Source organism: Methylocystis sp. B8, assembly GCF_005771425.1.
Classification (GTDB): Bacteria; Pseudomonadota; Alphaproteobacteria; order Rhizobiales; family Beijerinckiaceae; genus Methylocystis.
On sequence record NZ_VBTZ01000002.1, the window covers coordinates 192,413 to 210,645 of the forward strand.

An 18,233-nucleotide genomic window follows, 5' to 3' on the forward strand; every position below is an offset into this window, starting at 1 on the left:
CCGGTCCGAGAGGAGCGCTCAATGTCCAAGCTTATCTTCATCAATCTTCCCGTCGCCGATCTCACGAAAGCGACAGCTTTTTATGAATCGATCGGAGCCAGGAAGAATCCGCAGTTCTCCGATCACACCGCTTCCTGCCTGGTTTTTTCCGATACGATTCACGCGATGCTCCTCACGCATGACAAATTCCTGCAGTTCACGACGAAGAAGATCGCTGACGCCCATACGAGCGCCGAAGTCCTCATCTGTATTTCGGCCGATAGCCGCGCCGACGTCGACGCTGTCGTCGAAAGGGCGACGCGCGCCGGCGGCGCGCCGGACCCGACGCCGACGCAGGATTTCGGCTTCATGTATGGCCGCAGCTTCGAAGATCTCGACGGACATATCTGGGAGATTATGTGGATGGACGCCGAGGCGGCGTCAGAAGCGTGTCAGAAGGAAGGAGTGGCGCAATGAGCTATGTCGACGGTTTCGTGATCCCTGTGCCAATGGGCCGGAAGGAAGATTACCACAAGGCCGCCGCGCTGATGTGGCCCATCATGAAAGAATGGGGCGCGCTACGCGTCGTCGAATGCTGGGGCGACGACGTGCCCGACGGCAAGGTCACCGACTTCAAACGCGCCGTCGCGGCCGAGAGCGGCGAAAACGTCGTGTTCTCATGGGTCCTATGGCCCTCCAAAGACGTGCGCGACGCGGCCCACAAAAAAATGCATGAAGACCCGCGTATGGAGGATATGCCGATGCCCTTCGACGGCAAGCGCATGATCTTTGGCGGCTTCAACATATTGCTGGACGAAGGCAAGGATTGACTATCGCCGCACGGCTTTCGCGACGTTCCACAATGCGCGCTCAGCCTCCATTTGCGCAATGGCGGCGTTGGCGCGCGCCCGCGTCTGCGCCGCGCGCAGCGGCTCGATCAGCGCGCCAAGACGCGACGACGACCAGCTCTTGAGCTGCTCCTCCATCAACGCGCGATGCATGAAGCCGAAGCCTGCGCGCATGAGCGCCGAGACGCCGGCGTCGGGACGCCCCCCCTCGCGCTCCATGGAAAGACGCCCGCGATGCAGCGCGACGGCGTAGCGTAGCGCGCCGATAAGAAGCTGCTGCGCGTCGCCGTCCTGCGCGAAATAAGCGTCAAGCGCCGCGCCGATGTCAGGGGCGCCCCCGAACGCCGCCGTGACGATGCGATCCGAGGCAATGTTTGAGGCATGCGCGACGATCGCTTCGACGTCCTTCGCCTCGACATGCTCGCGGCCATGCATATAGAGCGCGAGCTTTCCGAGCTCAGCGCGGCTCATCAACCGGTCTTCGCCGAGCGCGCCCAAGAGCAGGCTGCGCGCTTCGGGACTCGCCACAAGTCCCGCCTCGCGCAGACTGCGATCGATCAGCGCCTGCAAATCGGCTTCTGCATCAGGCTGACATTCGATCGCCGCACCCAGCTTTGCGCCTTCGATAAGCTTGCGCAGCGGCGAGTCGCGTCTCAGCGCGCCGGCGGTCAGCACGATCGTGCAGTGGGCCGGCGGCGCGGCGATGAGCGAAGTGATCGCCGGAATGACCGACTTCGCGCCGGCCTCGACGAGAATGGCGCGCCGTCCGCCGAAAAGCGGCGTGGTGTTGGCCTCATCGAGCAGCCCGAGTGGATCAGAGGCGACCGCATCGCCGCCCATCTCGACGAATTGGAACGGGTCGTGGCGATCGTCGACGCGCTTATCGACGATGGCAAGCGCGCGCTCGCGCACCATGCCGGCATCCGAGCCGAAGACGAGGAACAGAAAAACGGTCTCGGGCGGCGCGGCGATAAAGCGTTCGGCGTCGCGACTCCTGACCGCCGTCATGGCGCCCTGTTGTCCGCTTCTCCCATCAATTGGGGAGAACAGGCGGCGGGCCGGACGACAGACGCGCCGCCATCACCGTCGCAATCCTAGTGCGGATCGATTCGGCGATGACCCGCGCATTGCGAATCTCTGCGTCGCGCGCGGCGCGCACATTGGAGAAGCGGTTCGAGAAACGATCGTAGCTTGCAATGTTGAAGGCAATGCCCTTCGTCACCTCCACCTCGCCAGGGATGGTGATGAGCCGATATTCAGCGTCGACGATCACCGCCGCCGAAGTAGCGCGACCTGTCACCGTGTCGAGAATCGGCGTCTGCACGCGCTCGCGGAGCGTAACCATCAGCCGGTAGCGCGGCGGCGGCTGCGAGCCGGTGCCGTTCAGACCGAAGATCAACTCGTTTCGGACATAATGTCCAAGCTGCAACGGAATTTCGTCGACTGCGATCGATTGAAGCTCGGCCGCCAGAGGCGAGGCGTCGAGGCCTGGGGCCACTGGCGCGTAAAGCGGCTGCAGGCAGCCGGAAAGCGGCATGGCCATAAGCGCCATGCATAGAACCGCCACATGCCGGAAGAAGGCCGCCGGTAGTCGGCAATCGGCAGTAGGACGACCGCCGACCGCCGACTTGCCAATTGCCGCTTTGCTAAACGACCACATTGACGATCCTCTTCGGAACCAGAATGAACTTCTTTAAGGGCTTGCCTTCCATGGCGCGCTGAACGCCATCTTGCGCCAAAGCCTCTTTGCGAATCGTTTCTTCGTCGGCGTCATGCGCGACGAGAATTTCGGCGCGCTTTCTGCCGTTGACCTGCACCGGCAGGCTTATCATCTCCTGCGCCACAAGGGTAGGATCGGCAACTGGCCAAGGCGCTTCAACAACCAGGCCTTTATGGCCCAAATCGGCCCAGCATTCCTCGGCGACATGCGGCGTCATCGGCGCGACAAGGCGAATGAGCGCGTCCGCCGCCTCTCGGAAGGCGAAGGCGAGATCGGCCGGGACAGGCGTTTCAGTCACGGCGTCGAGCGCGCTCGTCAGCTCATTGGCGAATTCGCGGATGCGGGCGATGGCGCTATTAAAGCGCAGCCGCTCGATATTTTCGCTCGCTTGAGCAATCGAACGATGCGTCGCCTTGCGCACGGCGAGCGCGAGATCGTGAAACGCCGCCGGCGGCTCAGCCCCGAGGGGCGCCGCGACCCGTCCCAATTCGCCGGTCAGGCGCCACAAGCGTTGGACAAAACGCCAGGCCCCCTGCGCGCCCTCGTCCGACCAGATGACGTCGCGGTCAGGCGGGCTGTCCGACAGGACAAAGAGGCGCGCGGTATCGGCGCCATAGCTCGCGACGATATCGTCGGGATCGACCGTGTTCTTTTTCGACTTCGACATTTTCTCGATCGGGCCGATTTCGATTTCGACGTCGCCGTCGGTCAGAAATGCGCGGCGGCCCCCTTCCTTCGCCTCGATGCGAACCTCGTAGGGCGCGACCCATTGGCCGTCCGGCGCGCGATAGGTCTCGTGAACGACCATGCCCTGGGTGAAGAGCCCGGCGAAGGGCTCGGCGACCGCGGCATGGCCGCTGTCGCGCATGGCGCGGGCAAAAAAACGCGAATAGAGAAGATGCAAAATCGCGTGCTCGATGCCGCCAATATATTGATCGACCGGCAGCCAGCGCGCGAGCGCTTCGGCGGCCGCCGGCGCCGTTTCATTGTGCGGATCAGCGAAGCGCGCATAGTACCAGGACGAATCGACGAAAGTGTCCATCGTGTCGGTCTCGCGTCGGGCGGGCGCGCCACACGAGGGACAGGGAACATTTTTCCAGCTCGGATGGCGATCGAGCGGATTGCCCGGCTGATCGAATGAGACGTCCTCCGGCAGCTTCACAGGCAGCTCGGCCTCGGGAACCGGAACCGGCCCGCAGGTCTCGCAATGGATGATCGGGATCGGGCACCCCCAATAGCGCTGGCGCGAAATTCCCCAGTCGCGCAGCTTGAAATTGACCTTCCTCTCACCTTGAGGGCGGTCAAACAGCGCCGTCGTTGTGAGACGGTTCGCGACCTCTTCCTTCGCCTCCGGCACAGTGAGCCCGTCGAGAAAGCTGGAATTCACCAGCCTGCCATCGGCTTCGAAGGCTTCGCCGCTTTCGGCGATCTGCTTTTCGAGCTGTTGCGGTGTGAGATTTTCCGGGCAGACGACAACCTTGAAGCCAAGCCCATATTTCGTCGCGAAATCCAAGTCGCGCTGGTCATGGGCCGGACAGCCGAAGATCGCACCTGTGCCATAATCCATCAAAATGAAATTCGCGACATAGACAGGCAGCGTCCAGTTCGGATCGAAGGGATGAACGACGCGCAATCCCGTGTCGTAGCCCTTCTTTTCGGCGGTCTCGATCGCTTCAGCGGATGTCGCGCCGCGTCGGCACTCCTCTGCGAAGGCGGCGAGCGCGGGGTCTCTTTCGGCGGCGGCCCTCGCCAACGGATGGTCGGCGGCGAGCGCGACGAATTTGGCGCCAAAGAGCGTGTCGGCGCGGGTGGTGAAGACTTCGATCTCTCGCGTCTTTCCAAGCGCCTCGGCCAGCGCGAAGCGCACGAGCATGCCTTCCGAGCGCCCGATCCAATTGCGCTGCATGAGGCGCACCTTGTCGGGCCAGCGGTCGAGCGTATCGAGCGCCGTCAGCAGCTCTTCGGAATAGGACGAGATCTTGAAGAACCACTGCGTCAGTTCGCGCTGCTCGACGAGCGCGCCCGAGCGCCAGCCCCGTCCGTCGATGACCTGCTCATTGGCGAGCACGGTCATGTCGACGGGGTCCCAATTCACCTTCGACTTCTTGCGGTCGACGATCCCAGCTTTGAGAAAATCGAGGAAAAGCTTCTGCTGGCGCCCATAATATTCGGGATCGCAGGTCGCGATCTCGCGCGACCAGTCGAGCGACAGGCCCAGAGTTTTGAGCTGCGCCCGCATCGCCGCAATATTGGCGTAGGTCCATTGCGCGGGATGCGCGCCGGTCTGCGCCGCGGCGTTTTCGGCGGGAAGTCCGAAAGCGTCCCATCCCATCGGATGCAAGACGTCGAAGCCCTTGGCGCGCATGAAGCGCGCGATAACGTCGCCCATCGAGTAATTGCGCACATGCCCCATGTGCAGCCGGCCCGAGGGATAGGGGAACATCTCGAGCACGTAATATTTCGCGGCGTCGGGACTAACGCCTGCCTTAAAAGATTGTTTTTCTTCCCAAATCTTTTGCCAGCGCGGCTCCGCCTCGGCGAAATTATAGCGTTCGGGTCTCATCTGGCTGGCGCGTCCGGTCAAATTCTTTCTGGAGTGCGCCTCTAATGCCGGGGGGTCAAAGGGATGTCAAAGGCGGACGCCATCAGCGCGGTTACGGAAATTCAGGGGCCGACGAGCGGCCCCTTGCCTTCTTCTCACCCGCTCAAGCCTTCGCCGAAAGGCCGACGGTGATCCAGCTGACGCCCTCGAAGATCAGATTGATCGCGAGGAAGAGCCCGAGGATATAAAGGCCGGACATCGGCCACTGCGCCAGGATCATGCCGCCCAGCACAATGCTGATAAGTCCGGAGAAGGCCACAAGGCCCCACGGACCGACGTCCCGAATGTGCCAGGCGAGGATCAGCTTGAACAGCCCGGCGACGATTAGCGCGACGCCGATGATCGCGGTCAATGACACCGCCGCAAGCAACGGGTCCCGAAAGACCAGGAAACCCGCGACGACCGTGATGATGCCGATCACGCCCCACAGCAGCGCCCTGGTCCAGGGCCGGATCTGAACGGCGGTGATGATCTCCATTGCGCCGGCGACGAGCATCGCCGCGCCGACGTAAAACACAGTCACGAGCGTGGCGGTCGTGACGTCGTAGAGCGCAAACAGGCCGCCAACGAGCATCAGGACGCCGAGCGCGACGATCCATCCCCATTTGCGGCGCAGATGATGCAGATGCATCGTGCGGTCTTCATAAACCAGGCTGTCATTCACCATTGTCGGCCTCCAATATTGTGGAAATAATCACTGATATGGCGGGAGCGTTTCTCACTTATGAATGTCGCGACGATCCCGCATCTGCCCCCGCCGGCAGCTTAACGCGCGGAGATGAACGAAGTTCCGCACTGCGAAGGCGCAAAAGATTTGGCGCTTGACCCTTTGACGGAAATCGCGATTTTCGGCCGCCATGGGAGCCCTAGATCGCCTTGAGTCGACGCGCGACTCGATATGCCGCGCCGCAGCGGACTGCGGCCGCGAGCCTCGCTCCGTGCGCCTTGTCTGCGTCACCAAGACCTTTCCAGCCGAGGCGGTCCTTCCGCTGCTCGAGGCCGGCCATCGCATTTTTGGAGAAAACCGGGTGCAGGAAGCCGCGGCGAAGTGGCCGAAGCTGCGGGAAAAATATCCGGATATCGAACTGCATCTCATCGGCCCACTCCAATCGAACAAGACGCGCGAGGCCGTGGAGCTTTTCGACGTCATCGAGAGCGTCGATCGGGAGAAGATCGCCAAAGCGCTTTCCGATGAAATCTCCAAGACAGGCAAGCGCCCGCGGCTCTTTGTACAGGTCAACACCGGCGCCGAGCCGCAAAAGGCGGGTATCCTCCCCGAGGACGCCGACGGCTTTTTGGCCGCGTGCCGCGACAATTATGGGCTGCAAATTGAAGGGCTGATGTGCGTGCCGCCCGTCGACCAGCAAGCCTCGCCGCATTTCGCGCTGCTCGCCGACATCGCCGCCCGCAATGGATTGAGCGAACTGTCCATGGGCATGAGCTCGGATTTCGAACTCGCGATCCAGCTCGGCGCGACCTATGTCCGGGTCGGCTCGGCGATCATGGGCGAGCGGGATTATGTGGCCTGACGGATAGGCCCACCCTCCCTCTTGAGGGGAGAGCGTCGGTCTCGCCTATCCGATCAGCAGCGCGACCTCGCGTCCCAATCTCGGCAGAAGCCTCGCCATATCGCGCGCCCGCAGAGCGACGCAGCCAGCGGTCGGGGAAAGCTCTTCGGCGGCGATATGAAAGAAAATCGCGCTGCCGCGGCCGCGCGCGCGGGACCGAAGATTGTAATCCATTACGCCCACGGCGTTATAAAGCGCGTCCTTGCGCCACATTTCTTCGTGCCCGAGGCGCGATGGCGCGCGGAGCGGCTTGTTGTAAAGAAACGAGCGCGGGTCGTCGCACCAGAGATCGCCCCGTCGCGTTCGCCGCCACGGCAGGCGCAACGGAATAGGCTCGCGCAGGTAGAAATAGAGAAGCGGCCAGCGGCCGGCTGGAGTCGCGCCGTCGCCCTCGCGTTTGTCGCGTGTGACTCCGGTGCGGCCGAGCGCGCAAGGAAGAACGAGCGACCCGGCGATCAGCCGTCCCTCATGCGGGCGCCCGCCGATACGCCGCGCCACGCGCAGCAGAGCCAGTCCGCCAGGTTTCGCCCGTTTTGATCGCCGAAGCATGATGGGTTCTAGAGCAGGTTCCGAAAAAGTTGACAGACTTTTTCGGTGAGAACCTGCGCCATGTTTTGATTTTGAGCGATTCCTTATCGATCACATGATTCCATGTGATCGGGAAGCGCTCTATGCGCCGCTCGCCGGCGCGCGTGACCGCCTATAGCAGGAATACTCTTTTCCAAGCGAGCAGCGACCGACGGCCCATGTCACTTCCGCGCACCCTCAGCATCGCCGCCGAACCGCAGTTGCGCGCCACCCTCGTCGAGCAGTTCGCTGCGCTTGGCCGCTATGCGCTGCGCGTGGGCGGCCTCGGCGCGACGGCCGAAGAATGGCCGGACGCAGCAATCTTCGACGAGGCGCAGTTCAACCCCGATGCGCTTGCCGGTGCGCGCGCACGCGGCTGCAAGACTCGCATCGTGCTGATCGCTGATGCACGTAGATCGCCGCCAGAGGGCGTCGACGCCGTGATTCTGCGCCCGTTCCGCTTTGCTGAACTCGTCACGCTCATAGACGCCGCGCCTGCCTCAGCCGACGTCGGACCGTATCGTTTCGAAGCCGGCGAACTGCGGACGCCATCGGGCGCGCGTGTCAAGCTCACCGAAAAAGAAGCCGCCATCCTCGCAAGGCTCGCACGCGCGCAGGGCGCGACAGTCTCTCGCGAGGCGCTGCTTCGCGACGTGTGGGGCTACGGTCCGAACATGTCGACCCGCACGCTCGAAACGCATATCCACCGCTTAAGACGCAAACTGGAGCCGATCCCCGATCGACCGCGTTGGCTCAAAACGGAACGCGACGGCTACCGGCTCGCCGCCGCGAGCGAAGAAAACTCAGCGTTTTGACCCTATGCCCTGAGGCCGCCGCATATTGAGCCGCATATAGAAATGCTGGGGAGCGCCGAAACAAAAAAATCCATGACGCTGGAAGACGATATCGACAATCTCACGCGCATTCCCTTGTTTTCGATCTTCGAGCCCAACGCCCTGCGCATGCTTGCCTTTTCGGCAGAAACACGCCTGCTGCGGGCCGGTGACGTGCTGTTTCGACGCGGCGAAATTTCCGACGGCGGCTATGTGCTCACCATGGGATCAATGGCGCTCGACCCGCACGACGACGGGCGTCCGCAGTCGACGATCGTTCGGCCCTGGACGCTGATCGGCGAAACCGCCCTTGTGGCGCCGTCGATGCGCCCAGCCGCCGCCATCGCTCGCGAGCCGACTACCGTGCTCAGGATCCTGCGGCCCCTGTTTCATTTAATTTTGGAGCAGCATCCAGCGACCGCCGCGCACGTTCGCGACTTCTTTCGTCAAAGGCTTTTGGATTTCGTTCACAACGCCGGCGTCGAGGCTTCGGCATTCGATATCGAAATCAGCAGTTTAACCTAAATCTCAAAAAAAATTCATTGAGACCCACTCGTATCGGATCGAATCGCGCCTAACTGAGTTCTACCCACACGCAAGCTCAAGTTGGGTTTGCGGCGCAGCGCGGCGGAACGCCGCGCCAAGAGGAGGATAGATAATGCACAGAGGCCTTAAATTGGCGCTTGCGGGCGCGCTTTGCAGCGCGACTCTCGCGACGGCCCTTCCTACTGAAACGCTCGCTGGACCAATGAGCGCGCCGGATCGGTCGGTCGTGGCGCCCTCAAGCCCTGTCGACAATGTTTGGTATCGCCGGGGCTGGCGTCGCGGTTATTACAATCCAGGCGCCGCCGTCGCTGCGGGCGTCGGCCTCGGACTTCTTGGCGCCGGCCTGGCGGCTTCCAGCGCCTATCCTTACGGCTACGGCTATGGGTACTACCCTGGTTATTATTATAACGGATGGGGATATCCCTATTACGGCGGCTGGGGCTGGTAAGCTCAAAGCTTTAAAGAATCTGAATGGCGGCGTGGAGCTTCTGCGCCGCCATTTTGCCGTACCCGGAGGCGAATTGTAGAAGCGGACGCCGCGCCGATTGTGGCGCCAATAACGACGCGAGGCCTCCGTCCAAATGGGGAATTCACACGCGACGACGATCGCAACGACGCCCTTTGCCGACCAGCGCCCGGGCACGTCTGGTCTGCGCAAGAAAGTCCAGGTTTTCGAGCAGCGCCATTATCTCGAGAATTTCATTCAGTCGATATTCGACGCTTTAGACGGATATCAGGCTGCAACGCTCGTCGTTGGCGGCGACGGCCGTTTTTTTAACCGTGAGGCCATCCAAAAGATCCTGAAGATCGCCGCCGCCAATGGCGTCGGCCGCATCGTCATCGGACAAGGCGGAATCTTGTCCACGCCTGCAGCCTCGGCGCTCATCCGTTCGCTCAGGGCTTTCGGGGGAATTGTGCTCTCCGCCAGCCATAATCCGGGCGGCCCGCATGGCGACTTCGGCGTCAAATATAATGTGGCGAACGGCGGTCCGGCGCCTGAGAAGGTGACGGAAGCGATCTATGCGCGCACACGCGAGATCGCCTCATTCAAGATCGTCGAATCCCAAGACGTCGACATCGATAGGCTCGGCGAGACCACGATCGGTGACATGCGCATCGATGTCGTCGACAGCGTCGCGAATTACCAAGCGCTGATGCAGACCCTCTTTGACTTCGATCGCATCCGCGACGCCTTTCGCTCAGGGCTGACCCTCAAATTCGACGCCATGTCCGCTGTCACCGGCCCCTATGCGCGCGTGCTCTTCGAAAAAGAGCTTGGCGCGCGGCCGGGCAGCGTCATCAATGCGACGCCCCTGCCCGACTTCGGCGGCCATCATCCCGATCCCAACCTCGTCTACGCCAAGCATCTCTATGATCTTGCCATGTCTGACGCCGCGCCCGATCTTTGCGCGGCGTCAGACGGCGACGGCGATCGCAATCTCATCATCGGCCGTGGCCGTTTCGTCACGCCATCGGACAGTCTCGCGATTCTCGCCGCCAACGCGACAGTCGCGCCAGGCTATCGCCAGGGCGTTGCAGGAATTGCGCGCTCTATGCCGACGAGCGGCGCCGCTGACCGCGTCGCGGAAAAGCTTGGCGTTCCGCTTTATGAGACGCCGACGGGATGGAAATATTTCGGCAACCTGCTCGACGCGGGCCTTGTGACGATCTGCGGCGAGGAAAGCGCCGGCGCCGGCTCCGATCACGTGCGCGAAAAGGACGGGCTATGGGCGGTGCTGTTCTGGCTCGACATACTCGCTGCGCGCAAGGAGAGCGTCGACGCCATCGTCCGGCAACATTGGACGACTTATGGGCGCAATTATTATTCGCGTCATGATTACGAGGAAGTCGCAAGCGACGGCGCGCATGCGCTGATCGAAGCTTTGCGCGATCGCCTGCCGACGCTCAAAGGCCAATGTTTCGGCGCTCTGGAAGTCGCGAAGGCCGACGACTTCGCTTATCACGATCCCGTTGATGGCTCCGACTCGAGGCATCAGGGCTTGCGCGTGATTTTCGCCGACGGCTCGCGAATCGTCTATCGGCTATCAGGCACCGGCACGGCCGGCGCGACGCTGCGCGTCTATATCGAGCGCTTCGAACCCGATCCTGCGCGGCAATATATGGAGACTCAAGCCGCGCTCGCCGACCTCATCACGCTGTCGCGCGAACTCGCCGAGATCGAGCGCTACACTCGGCGCGCCGCGCCGAGCGTCATTACCTGAGCGAGCGGCGATGAGAACTACGCCGACTCAAGAACGCGGGAACGAGCGGCCTGCGGTATCTGCACATTGGCGGGGCGATAGTTTGGATCAATCGCGCACTTCTCTAACACCGCTTCCACATCCTCATCGGGTCCTACGGGACGTATATATTCGCCCCCCCAAGTGAGGTGTTTCACGAGCTCGTAGTCGCAGCGAGGATAGACAGACTTTAGGCCGAGCAGCGACGGCGCTTTGACAAAGGTCGCCGTCAGCAGTTGGTAATAGAGCTTCTGGCTCTTTTCGATGGGCTGCGAATAATCCTTTTTGAAAAGGCGATCTTTGGAAAATTTCGCTTTTTCCAGCGGCGCGATATTAAGTCCGTTCAAGCGCGCGCATTCCACCATCCATTCCAATGCGCAATCCGACAATCCATATTCGCGGTAGCCGCCGCCGACATTGGAATGCACGCCGGGAAACCACTTTTGCTTGTAAAGCGCAAACTTGCGCTCCGAGAGATTCTTTTCGTTTCGTTGGCGATGGTAATCGGTGAACTCGATCGGCGTCGGACGGAACGGCCAACGACGCTCATCCGCGGCCAAGGCGTGATATGCGCTTTGCACGCTTTCGCTCAATGTCACGTTGTGGAAGCTGCACCCAAACAGTTTATCGACGAGATATCCAAGGAATTCGCCGTAAGGCGCGCCCAGCGCGCCGACTGTGTCCCATACGCCGAGGAAACGGATATTCACGGGCCAAGGATGACAGTAATCACTGCGGAACTGCGCCGCATCTGCGCCCTTTGGTCTCCAACAATCCGACTTGTCCTTGTAATGATCGTAAGCGATCGAAACCAATGGCATGTTACATCGCCTAAGGATGCCGAGATTGTGGACTAGACCTGCAATGCTGCGCGCCGTGTAAGCGCCTCGGCTGAACCCGAAAAGGTATACCTCATCATTCTCTTCGTAATTGCTTACAAGGAAGGAGTAGGCATCCTTAATGTTGTTAGAAATGCCGTATCCGAAAGTTCCGCCCTTGAATTTTTCGCCGCGACGCGTGCCCACGCCTGCAATGTAATGCACGAGTTGCGGGGCGCCCTTATCGTCGGCGCTCTCGATGGCTTGTAAAGTTCGCAGAACATTGGTGCCGCGCTCGATCAGCTCGTTCCACGTGCCGTCGCAGAAAATGACCAGCTTCTTGGCCATGGCAATATTCCTTATACAAATGCAAAATCACATTATGAAACTTATCACTCTACGTCGAAAGGCGCGACGCCCGTCGGCTGGCCGTTTTCGCCAAGGGTGATCTTCTCGATGCGGGCTTCAGCCTCCGCCAGGAGATTCTCGCAGCGCGCCTGGAGCGCCTTCCCCCGCGCATAGAGCCTCACCGACTCGTCGAGCGAGACGGCGCCCTTTTCGAGATCGCCGACGATGCGCTCAAGTTCCTGCATCGCCTGTTCGAAAGGCATCGAAGCGATGTCTGCGTTCGCGTCGGGCTCCTGCGTCATGGGTTCTCTCATAGACGAAGCGCGCGTCCTTGGCTACGCAGCGCGCTCAGCGATTATCCGGTTCGGCGCGCCCGACGATGCGCAGGATCGCCGGAAATTCCTCGCGCGTGCGACGCTCTATTTCGTCGAGCGCGTCATGAGCGTCTTGCACGGAAACGGCGGAGTTGAGTCGGCAGCGGAAATTGACGACAATTCCTCCTTCCGTCTTGCGGACCCGAACGTCGCCGACTTGCGCGGGCGGTCGGGTCTGAGCGGCGACGCGCGCAATCGCCGCTTCGATTGCGCCGGCGGCGGCCCGATCCGCGGCTTGCGCCGAGAGCAGATGCATTTCCAGCGGCTCGATATGCGTCTCGACTTCGGCGTCGGCGCCGAATTCGTCGCGCAGCGCGCATTCGAAATCGGTGGCGATGGCGTGCGCACGGCCAAGCGTCATGGCGCCGTCGAGTTCAATATCGACGCCGATCGACAGGCGGCCGTCGACCTGCTGGGCGATGACGTGATGCGCGTGAATATGTCGGCGCGCGCCCACCAGCAGGATGCGCTCCGCGATCGTTTCGTCATCGAGCGCGCGCGGCTCGACCGACAGCGTGACATGCGCGCGCGGCGTCACGCCGGCGATGGCCTCAGAGACCGCCGATTTGATCCGCGCCGCCTGTTCTACGCGCAGTCCGCGCGCCACCCCAATCGTCGCTTCGCCGACGATGTCCGGTCCGATTGTGCGCAGCCGCAACGAATCGATTGCGATAACGCCCGGCGCCTCGGCGATCGCCCTTTCGACGTGCGGCGCGAGTTCGCGCGGCGCGGCGTCGAGCAAAGTGTCGATGGTGCGTCGGCCCACCCGAAAACCGGCGACGGCGATGAAGGCCGCGACGCCCAGCGCCGCCAGCGCGTCGCCGCGCTCGAACCCATAATGCGCCGCAATGAGGCCGATGAGCACCAGCGTCGACGACACCAGATCGCTGGCGAAATGCAGCGCGTCAGCGGCCAGGGCGTCGCTACACTCCTCTTTTGCGATGCGGTGCAACTGACGCGCACGCACGTAGTCGATGACGATCGAAATGAGGAGAACGCCATAGATTGGCCAACCGGCGTCGATCTCGACATTCTTTTCTTGTAGGCGTCTCCACGCTTCGGCGACGACGAACAGCGCGAGACCGAATAGGAAGCCGGTTTCGATCAGCGCGGCGAGCGCCTCATATTTGCCGTGGCCGTAGTGATGTTCTGCGTCCGCCGGCTTCTCCGCTTCGCGCACGGCGAAATAGGTCAGCGTTGTCGCGCCGGTGTCGACGAAGGCGTGGCCGGACTCTGAAAGGAGCGCAAGCGAGCCGGACCATAGTCCAGCGGCAAGTTTGGCGACTGCGAGCAAAGCGCTGGCGGCGATCGACGCCTTGGCGGCCGCGAGCTTGACGCTCGTTCGCGCTCTGGGAAGAGCTTTCGTCTCGGTCACGTAAACGCGCCACTCTAAGTTCTGGAACGCCAGCCCTCTAGCAAGCGACGAGCAGGTGCGCAAATTCGCCCCGCCCAATGTTAGAACTATGGCCGACCGATGAGATAGGAGCCGCACGATGAGATTTCTGCACACCATGATTCGGGTCGGCGACCTCGACCGCTCGCTCAATTTCTTTTGTGGACTGCTTGGACTGAAAGAGGTGCGTCGCACCCAAAATGAGAAGGGGCGCTACACCCTCGTCTATCTCGCGGCGCCCGACGACGCCGCTGGCGCCAAGGAAAAGGACGCGCCGCTGGTCGAGCTCACCTACAACTGGGATGAGCAGGAATATGCCGGGGGGCGAAACTTCGGGCACCTCGCCTTCGCCGTCGAGAATATTTACGAGACCTGCGCGCGTCTGCAGGCGGCGGGGGTGACGATCAACCGGCCGCCGCGAGACGGCCATATGGCTTTCGTGCGAACGCCGGACATGATCTCGATCGAACTGCTGCAAAAAGGCGCGCCGCTGCCGCCCATTGAACCCTGGGCGTCGGCGCCGAATATCGGCAATTGGTGAGCATTTTTTGCGGCGCCTAAAATTTTTGCGCTGCAGCTACGAATTTTTTTGCCTCTCGGAACTATTGCTCCGGCCATGAGTTGAGTCAGAGGTCGAGCTGTGGCCTTCGCTCGGCCAATCGATATGTTGTTGATATGCTGACGAACTTTCGTCGCGAAGCTGTCACGGCTTTCAGTTAGAAAGTAATCAGCCGCGGCTTGGAGCGTAGGTCGGTTTTTGGCGCCGGCTTTGAGATCCCATCCTGAGAGCGGATGAGGAGATTCTCGGCAATTTTATTAAAGATGACGTCCAGCTTAACTGGACAGCTTGCCTAAACAGACGCGCGCTGCGGCGCGTGAACTGGAACAAATGTCGCGGGGCAAAGCGTCCGCGACCAACGAGAACTGGGGAACGGGGTCAAGGGCGGAGGTCATCATGGTCATCCTGGATCTGATCAATTCCTGCTCTAACGACAAGGTCGCTCAAGCCGCGCTGTCGTGCATCGGCGGACACTTCGCCGAACGGGTGCGCGCGGTCGCCGGCGAGAAAGGCCTCAGCGTGGGCAAGTTCGTCGTCCTCGCGGTGCGGGACTTCGCGAGCCGGTCCGACGAAGCGGCGCAAGAGGCGCTTCGCGTCAAAGTTGTCCGTGACGACCAGCCTCTGCTCAGAGGCTTGCGTGAAGTGCTCGAAGCGGCGCTGGAGCGGGACCCTTTCTTTTTAGACGGCGAAGCAGTCGCCGCCACGCCACCCTATGGGTTCAGCGCCGCGCGTGAGAATGCGCTGCGGTATCACTGACCGCCAGCCTTTCAACTTGAAAGGGCGGCGTCGCTGCGGCGATGTCGCCCTTTTCTTCATCAGGCCTATATGAAAGTCGAGAGCCGTCTCGTTCCTGGCCGGTGATGCCGCATCTACTTGATCAGGCGCAGATCGCCGCCATCCTTGCGACCTTTGGCTATTGGGCGATTTTTTTTGTCGTGGCTCTCGAAAGCGCCGGGATTCCGTTGCCCGGCGAAACCATGCTCGTCGGCGCGGCGATTTTGGCGCGGCTCTCCGGGGCGATGGCCATCGAAGACATCGTTGTGGCCGCAGCCGCAGGCGCAATCGTCGGCGACAATTTCGGCTATTGGATGGGTCGGGAATTTGGCACGAAGCTGCTCGAGCGCTACGGCCATTATGTTGGGCTCGGGCCCGAGAAACTGCGCTTAGGACAATATTTGTTTTACCGATGGGGCGGGGCCATCGTGTTTTTCGGGCGCTTCTTCGCTCTGTTGCGGATTCTCGCCGCCTCGCTCGCCGGCGCAAATCATCTGCCGCCCGGCCGCTTCTTCATCTACAACGCCGCCGGCGGCGTCGTTTGGGCCTGCGTCTTCGGCTACGGGGCCTATTTTCTCACCGCCGGCTTCGAAAAGATCAAAGGTCCGATTGCAATCGCCCTCGCCTGCGGTCTAGCGATCGGACTCTTCATGCTTTGGCGCTACTACAAGCGCCATGAGGCGCGCCTGATACGCGAAGCCGACGCAATACTGAGCCAGCGGCGCTAGCTGAAACGCGCGCCCATCCTCGCGTCGACGAGCGCACGATTGAGTTCGAGCGCCAGCTCCGCCTTCTGGTCAGGCCCCAAAAAGGCGCCGATTTCGACGCTCTCGCCGCGCGAGACCAATTCGACCCGCTCAGTGCCGAATTCTTCATGCACGGTCTGCTCGAGCCGCACCCAGGACGGGTTGAACCGCCATTCCCTTCGCTGCCCGCGCGCGCCGATCTGCGCAAAGACGAGTTCGAGCGGCGTGAGATCGAGGGTCTCGTGGCTGCGCGCGGCGCGGAAGCTCACGCGAAAGGCGAGATAGAGGCCGAGAGCGTCAAGGCCCATGAAGCCCGCGACCGGCCAGGCCCCCATAAAAAAGAAAGGCAGCGCAAACAGGACCTGGCCGAGACAGAATATCAGGATGAAAAGATAGAAAGCGTGCGGCGTCATCGATCGGTGCGGCGTCAGCCGCGCTTCGTAAATTTTCCGCTCGAAGGGGTCAGACATTTCTCCCGCCGGCGCTTTCTCCCTCAGATTCTAAAAGTTATAACGCGCCAATGGCGGAAACAAATACTTCAAGCGCGCGCGTCCGCAAAAGAGCGCGACCCGGCCGGCGGCCGTCCGCCGCCGAAGCCGCCCGCATCGAGGAGATTTTCGCGCGTCTTTCAGCCGCCAATCCCCAACCCAAGAGCGAGCTCAAATACAAGAACCCGTTCACGCTGCTCGTCGCCGTCGTGCTGTCCGCGCAGGCGACCGACGCCGGCGTCAACAAGGCGACGCCGGCGCTCTTCGCGCTCGCGGACACGCCCGCCAAAATGGCGGCGCTGGGCGAAGAGCGGGTGCGCGACCTCATCAAGACGATCGGCCTCTACCGCGCCAAGGCCAAAAATGTCGTCGCCCTGTCCCGAATGCTTGTCGAACGACATGGCGGAGAAGTTCCGCGCACGCGCGAGGAGCTGATGGCGCTCCCCGGCGTCGGCGGCAAGACGGCGAATGTCGTGCTCAATGTCGCTTTTCACCAGCCGGTGATCGCTGTCGACACGCATATTTTCCGAGTCTCCAACCGGCTGCCGCTGGCGACAGGCAAGACGCCCGAAGAAGTCGAAGCGGGACTAGAGAAGATCGTGCCCGAAAAATATCTCCTGCACGCGCATCACTGGCTCATTCTGCACGGGCGCTATGTATGCAAGGCGCGCAAGCCCGAATGTCCGCGCTGCATCATCGCCGATCTGTGTCGCTTCAAGGCGAAGACTCTCGTCTGAAGTTTGCACATGTCATTGCGAGCCGAAGGCGAAGCAATCCAAAATCCGCCCCGCGACTCTGGATTGCTTCGTCGCTGCGCTCCTCGCAATGACGCCCTCTATGCGGCGTATTCGGCCTGTCGGGAATGAGACTACCCGAGCGTCTTCCCCAACCGCCCGGCCAAATCCTGAATATATTGCCAGGCGACGCGGCCCGAACGCCCGCCGCGCGTGATCGACCATTCCAGCGCTTCGGCGCGGATCGTCGCCTCTGGCGCGTTCAGTCCAAAATGATCGGCGTAGCCGAAGACCATCGCCAGATAGTCGTCCTGGCTGCAATTGTGAAAACCGATCCATAATCCGAAGCGGTCTGAAAGCGAGATTTTCTCCTCAATCACTTCGCCGGGGTGGATCGCGGTCGCGCTTTCATTCTCCATCATGTCGCGCGGCAGCAGATGGCGGCGATTCGACGTGGCGTAGAACAGCACATTGTCGGGCCGCCCTTCGACCCCGCCTTCGAGAGCGGTCTTGAGCGCCTTGTAGCTCGTCTCCGAACCATCGAACGAAAGGTCGTCGCAAAAGACGATGAAGCGGAACAGCGCCTGCGCCAGCGCGCCGAGCAGCGCTGGCAGCGCTTCAATATCCTCGCGATGGATTTCGACGAGTTTTAAGCCCCTCTCCGCAAGCGCGCCGTGGACGGATTTCACCAGCGAGGATTTGCCCATGCCGCGCGCGCCCCAGAGCAGCGCGTTGTTCGCGGGAAGCCCCTGAGCGAAGCGGCTCGTATTGGCGAAGAGCATGTCGCGCTGGCGATCGACGCCCTTGAGCAGCGCCAGATCGACGCGATTGACGCGACCGACCGAATGGAACGCCTCGCCGGCCGCGCGCCAGACGAAGGCTTCGGCGGCAGAAAAATCGGGCCTATCTGGATTTGGCGGCGCAAGCCGCTCCAGCGCTCCGGCGATGCGGGCGAGAAGCTCGGCGACATCCTCCTGCGACATGAACCTCCCCGCGGATTCTTGAAAATCTGAGGCACCCGGCTGGTCGGCGGCCGGGGCTGATTTGCGCGACGCACAGGATTATACCGAAGGGCGAGCGCCGCATCGACGGCTCA

General features: G+C 61.8%; 21 protein-coding genes. 11 read left to right on the forward strand and 10 right to left on the reverse strand.

Annotated features, from left to right (window positions below; genetic code table 11):
- Window positions 1–21: 21 nt before the first annotated feature.
- Entirely contained in the window at window positions 22–456 is a 435-nt protein-coding gene (locus tag FEV16_RS05795) for a VOC family protein (protein ID WP_138166690.1), read from the forward strand.
- The gene (locus FEV16_RS05800) at window positions 453–809 is read left to right on the forward strand and encodes a DUF1428 domain-containing protein (protein WP_138166691.1); all 357 of its coding nucleotides are present in this window, start codon (window positions 453–455) and stop codon (window positions 807–809) included. Before FEV16_RS05795 ends, FEV16_RS05800 begins: the two co-directional genes overlap by 4 nt.
- On the opposite strand, the gene holA is transcribed toward FEV16_RS05800, so the two are convergent.
- The 4 genes from holA to FEV16_RS05820 form a co-directional block, all read right to left on the reverse strand.
- Entirely contained in the window at window positions 810–1,835 is a 1,026-nt protein-coding gene (holA, locus tag FEV16_RS05805) for a DNA polymerase III subunit delta (protein WP_138166692.1), read from the reverse strand.
- 25 nt (window positions 1,836–1,860) lie between these two features.
- On the reverse strand, window positions 1,861–2,487 hold the full coding sequence (locus FEV16_RS05810; RefSeq protein WP_246657194.1) for a hypothetical protein: 627 nt from the start codon (window positions 2,485–2,487) through the stop codon (window positions 1,861–1,863).
- Window positions 2,474–5,110 (reverse strand): leucine--tRNA ligase, encoded by a 2,637-nt coding sequence (gene leuS / locus FEV16_RS05815; protein WP_138166693.1) that lies wholly within the window; start codon window positions 5,108–5,110, stop codon window positions 2,474–2,476. The genes FEV16_RS05810 and leuS overlap by 14 nt, the downstream gene beginning before the upstream one ends.
- Window positions 5,111–5,252: 142 nt before the next feature.
- Window positions 5,253–5,816 carry an HdeD family acid-resistance protein gene (locus tag FEV16_RS05820; protein WP_138166694.1) on the reverse strand — a complete coding sequence of 188 codons (564 nt, stop codon included), beginning with the start codon at window positions 5,814–5,816 and terminating at the stop codon, window positions 5,253–5,255.
- Between the two features lie 190 nt (window positions 5,817–6,006).
- On the opposite strand from FEV16_RS05820, the gene FEV16_RS05825 reads away from it, so the two are divergent.
- Complete coding sequence (locus tag FEV16_RS05825) at window positions 6,007–6,678, forward strand: YggS family pyridoxal phosphate-dependent enzyme (protein ID WP_138166695.1); 672 nt, start codon at window positions 6,007–6,009, stop codon at window positions 6,676–6,678.
- Window positions 6,679–6,723: 45 nt separating this feature from the next.
- On the opposite strand, the gene FEV16_RS05830 is transcribed toward FEV16_RS05825, so the two are convergent.
- Window positions 6,724–7,266: a L,D-transpeptidase family protein gene (locus FEV16_RS05830; RefSeq protein ID WP_138166696.1), complete on the reverse strand. Its 543-nt coding sequence runs from the start codon at window positions 7,264–7,266 to the stop codon at window positions 6,724–6,726.
- Between the two features lie 197 nt (window positions 7,267–7,463).
- On the opposite strand from FEV16_RS05830, the gene FEV16_RS05835 reads away from it, so the two are divergent.
- The 4 genes from FEV16_RS05835 to FEV16_RS05850 all read left to right on the forward strand — a co-directional run bounded on the left by FEV16_RS05835 (window position 7,464) and on the right by FEV16_RS05850 (window position 10,885).
- Window positions 7,464–8,099 carry a winged helix-turn-helix domain-containing protein gene (locus FEV16_RS05835; protein WP_138166697.1) on the forward strand — a complete coding sequence of 212 codons (636 nt, stop codon included), beginning with the start codon at window positions 7,464–7,466 and terminating at the stop codon, window positions 8,097–8,099.
- Between the two features lie 72 nt (window positions 8,100–8,171).
- A complete protein-coding gene (locus tag FEV16_RS05840; protein ID WP_138166698.1) occupies window positions 8,172–8,642 on the forward strand; it encodes a cyclic nucleotide-binding domain-containing protein in 471 nt (156 codons plus the stop codon).
- Window positions 8,643–8,775: 133 nt separating this feature from the next.
- Window positions 8,776–9,111, forward strand: a complete 336-nt coding sequence (locus tag FEV16_RS05845) for a hypothetical protein (protein ID WP_138166699.1) — start codon at window positions 8,776–8,778, stop codon at window positions 9,109–9,111.
- A 133-nt stretch (window positions 9,112–9,244) separates the two neighbouring features.
- Complete coding sequence (locus FEV16_RS05850; RefSeq protein WP_138166700.1) at window positions 9,245–10,885, forward strand: alpha-D-glucose phosphate-specific phosphoglucomutase; 1,641 nt, start codon at window positions 9,245–9,247, stop codon at window positions 10,883–10,885.
- A gap of 17 nt (window positions 10,886–10,902) precedes the next feature.
- On the opposite strand, the gene FEV16_RS05855 is transcribed toward FEV16_RS05850, so the two are convergent.
- From FEV16_RS05855 to FEV16_RS05865, 3 genes are read right to left on the reverse strand one after another with little or no spacing between them, the layout of a single operon-like run.
- Window positions 10,903–12,069 carry a DUF2235 domain-containing protein gene (locus FEV16_RS05855; protein WP_138166701.1) on the reverse strand — a complete coding sequence of 389 codons (1,167 nt, stop codon included), beginning with the start codon at window positions 12,067–12,069 and terminating at the stop codon, window positions 10,903–10,905.
- 44 nt (window positions 12,070–12,113) lie between these two features.
- A complete protein-coding gene (locus FEV16_RS05860) occupies window positions 12,114–12,371 on the reverse strand; it encodes an exodeoxyribonuclease VII small subunit (RefSeq protein ID WP_138166702.1) in 258 nt (85 codons plus the stop codon).
- A 46-nt stretch (window positions 12,372–12,417) separates the two neighbouring features.
- Window positions 12,418–13,818 (reverse strand): cation diffusion facilitator family transporter, encoded by a 1,401-nt coding sequence (locus FEV16_RS05865; RefSeq protein ID WP_138166703.1) that lies wholly within the window; start codon window positions 13,816–13,818, stop codon window positions 12,418–12,420.
- A 118-nt stretch (window positions 13,819–13,936) separates the two neighbouring features.
- Between FEV16_RS05865 and FEV16_RS05870 the strand changes: the two genes are divergently transcribed.
- The 3 genes from FEV16_RS05870 to FEV16_RS05880 all read left to right on the forward strand — a co-directional run bounded on the left by FEV16_RS05870 (window position 13,937) and on the right by FEV16_RS05880 (window position 15,897).
- Window positions 13,937–14,377, forward strand: a complete 441-nt coding sequence (locus FEV16_RS05870; protein ID WP_138166704.1) for a VOC family protein — start codon at window positions 13,937–13,939, stop codon at window positions 14,375–14,377.
- Window positions 14,378–14,791: 414 nt separating this feature from the next.
- Entirely contained in the window at window positions 14,792–15,151 is a 360-nt protein-coding gene (locus FEV16_RS05875; RefSeq protein WP_138166705.1) for a hypothetical protein, read from the forward strand.
- A gap of 104 nt (window positions 15,152–15,255) precedes the next feature.
- The gene (locus tag FEV16_RS05880; RefSeq protein WP_138166706.1) at window positions 15,256–15,897 is read left to right on the forward strand and encodes a DedA family protein; all 642 of its coding nucleotides are present in this window, start codon (window positions 15,256–15,258) and stop codon (window positions 15,895–15,897) included.
- Here FEV16_RS05880 and FEV16_RS05885 read toward each other — a convergent pair.
- Complete coding sequence (locus tag FEV16_RS05885; protein WP_138166707.1) at window positions 15,894–16,385, reverse strand: DUF2244 domain-containing protein; 492 nt, start codon at window positions 16,383–16,385, stop codon at window positions 15,894–15,896. The two genes, FEV16_RS05880 and FEV16_RS05885, sit on opposite strands and share 4 nt — an antisense overlap.
- Before the next feature lie 50 nt (window positions 16,386–16,435).
- On the opposite strand from FEV16_RS05885, the gene nth reads away from it, so the two are divergent.
- Window positions 16,436–17,140 (forward strand): endonuclease III, encoded by a 705-nt coding sequence (gene nth, locus FEV16_RS05890; RefSeq protein ID WP_138166708.1) that lies wholly within the window; start codon window positions 16,436–16,438, stop codon window positions 17,138–17,140.
- Between the two features lie 131 nt (window positions 17,141–17,271).
- On the opposite strand, the gene FEV16_RS05895 is transcribed toward nth, so the two are convergent.
- Window positions 17,272–18,120, reverse strand: coding sequence for an ATP-binding protein (locus tag FEV16_RS05895; RefSeq protein ID WP_138166709.1), 849 nt, complete (start codon window positions 18,118–18,120; stop codon window positions 17,272–17,274).
- Between the last annotated feature and the right edge of the window lie 113 nt (window positions 18,121–18,233).

Bases quoted from the DNA above. Each gene is read 5' to 3' on its own strand.
- FEV16_RS05795 (WP_138166690.1), top strand. From the start codon at position 22: ATGTCCAAGCTTATCTTCATCAATCTTCCCGTCGCCGATCTCACGAAA.
- FEV16_RS05800 (WP_138166691.1), top strand. From the start codon at position 453: ATGAGCTATGTCGACGGTTTCGTGATCCCTGTGCCAATGGGCCGGAAG.
- holA (WP_138166692.1), bottom strand. From the start codon at position 1,835: ATGACGGCGGTCAGGAGTCGCGACGCCGAACGCTTTATCGCCGCGCCG.
- FEV16_RS05810 (WP_246657194.1), bottom strand. From the start codon at position 2,487: ATGTGGTCGTTTAGCAAAGCGGCAATTGGCAAGTCGGCGGTCGGCGGT.
- leuS (WP_138166693.1), bottom strand. From the start codon at position 5,110: ATGAGACCCGAACGCTATAATTTCGCCGAGGCGGAGCCGCGCTGGCAA.
- FEV16_RS05820 (WP_138166694.1), bottom strand. From the start codon at position 5,816: ATGGTGAATGACAGCCTGGTTTATGAAGACCGCACGATGCATCTGCAT.
- FEV16_RS05825 (WP_138166695.1), top strand. From the start codon at position 6,007: ATGGGAGCCCTAGATCGCCTTGAGTCGACGCGCGACTCGATATGCCGC.
- FEV16_RS05830 (WP_138166696.1), bottom strand. From the start codon at position 7,266: ATGCTTCGGCGATCAAAACGGGCGAAACCTGGCGGACTGGCTCTGCTG.
- FEV16_RS05835 (WP_138166697.1), top strand. From the start codon at position 7,464: ATGTCACTTCCGCGCACCCTCAGCATCGCCGCCGAACCGCAGTTGCGC.
- FEV16_RS05840 (WP_138166698.1), top strand. From the start codon at position 8,172: ATGACGCTGGAAGACGATATCGACAATCTCACGCGCATTCCCTTGTTT.
- FEV16_RS05845 (WP_138166699.1), top strand. From the start codon at position 8,776: ATGCACAGAGGCCTTAAATTGGCGCTTGCGGGCGCGCTTTGCAGCGCG.
- FEV16_RS05850 (WP_138166700.1), top strand. From the start codon at position 9,245: ATGGGGAATTCACACGCGACGACGATCGCAACGACGCCCTTTGCCGAC.
- FEV16_RS05855 (WP_138166701.1), bottom strand. From the start codon at position 12,069: ATGGCCAAGAAGCTGGTCATTTTCTGCGACGGCACGTGGAACGAGCTG.
- FEV16_RS05860 (WP_138166702.1), bottom strand. From the start codon at position 12,371: ATGACGCAGGAGCCCGACGCGAACGCAGACATCGCTTCGATGCCTTTC.
- FEV16_RS05870 (WP_138166704.1), top strand. From the start codon at position 13,937: ATGAGATTTCTGCACACCATGATTCGGGTCGGCGACCTCGACCGCTCG.
- FEV16_RS05875 (WP_138166705.1), top strand. From the start codon at position 14,792: ATGGTCATCCTGGATCTGATCAATTCCTGCTCTAACGACAAGGTCGCT.
- FEV16_RS05880 (WP_138166706.1), top strand. From the start codon at position 15,256: ATGCCGCATCTACTTGATCAGGCGCAGATCGCCGCCATCCTTGCGACC.
- FEV16_RS05885 (WP_138166707.1), bottom strand. From the start codon at position 16,385: ATGTCTGACCCCTTCGAGCGGAAAATTTACGAAGCGCGGCTGACGCCG.
- nth (WP_138166708.1), top strand. From the start codon at position 16,436: ATGGCGGAAACAAATACTTCAAGCGCGCGCGTCCGCAAAAGAGCGCGA.
- FEV16_RS05895 (WP_138166709.1), bottom strand. From the start codon at position 18,120: ATGTCGCAGGAGGATGTCGCCGAGCTTCTCGCCCGCATCGCCGGAGCG.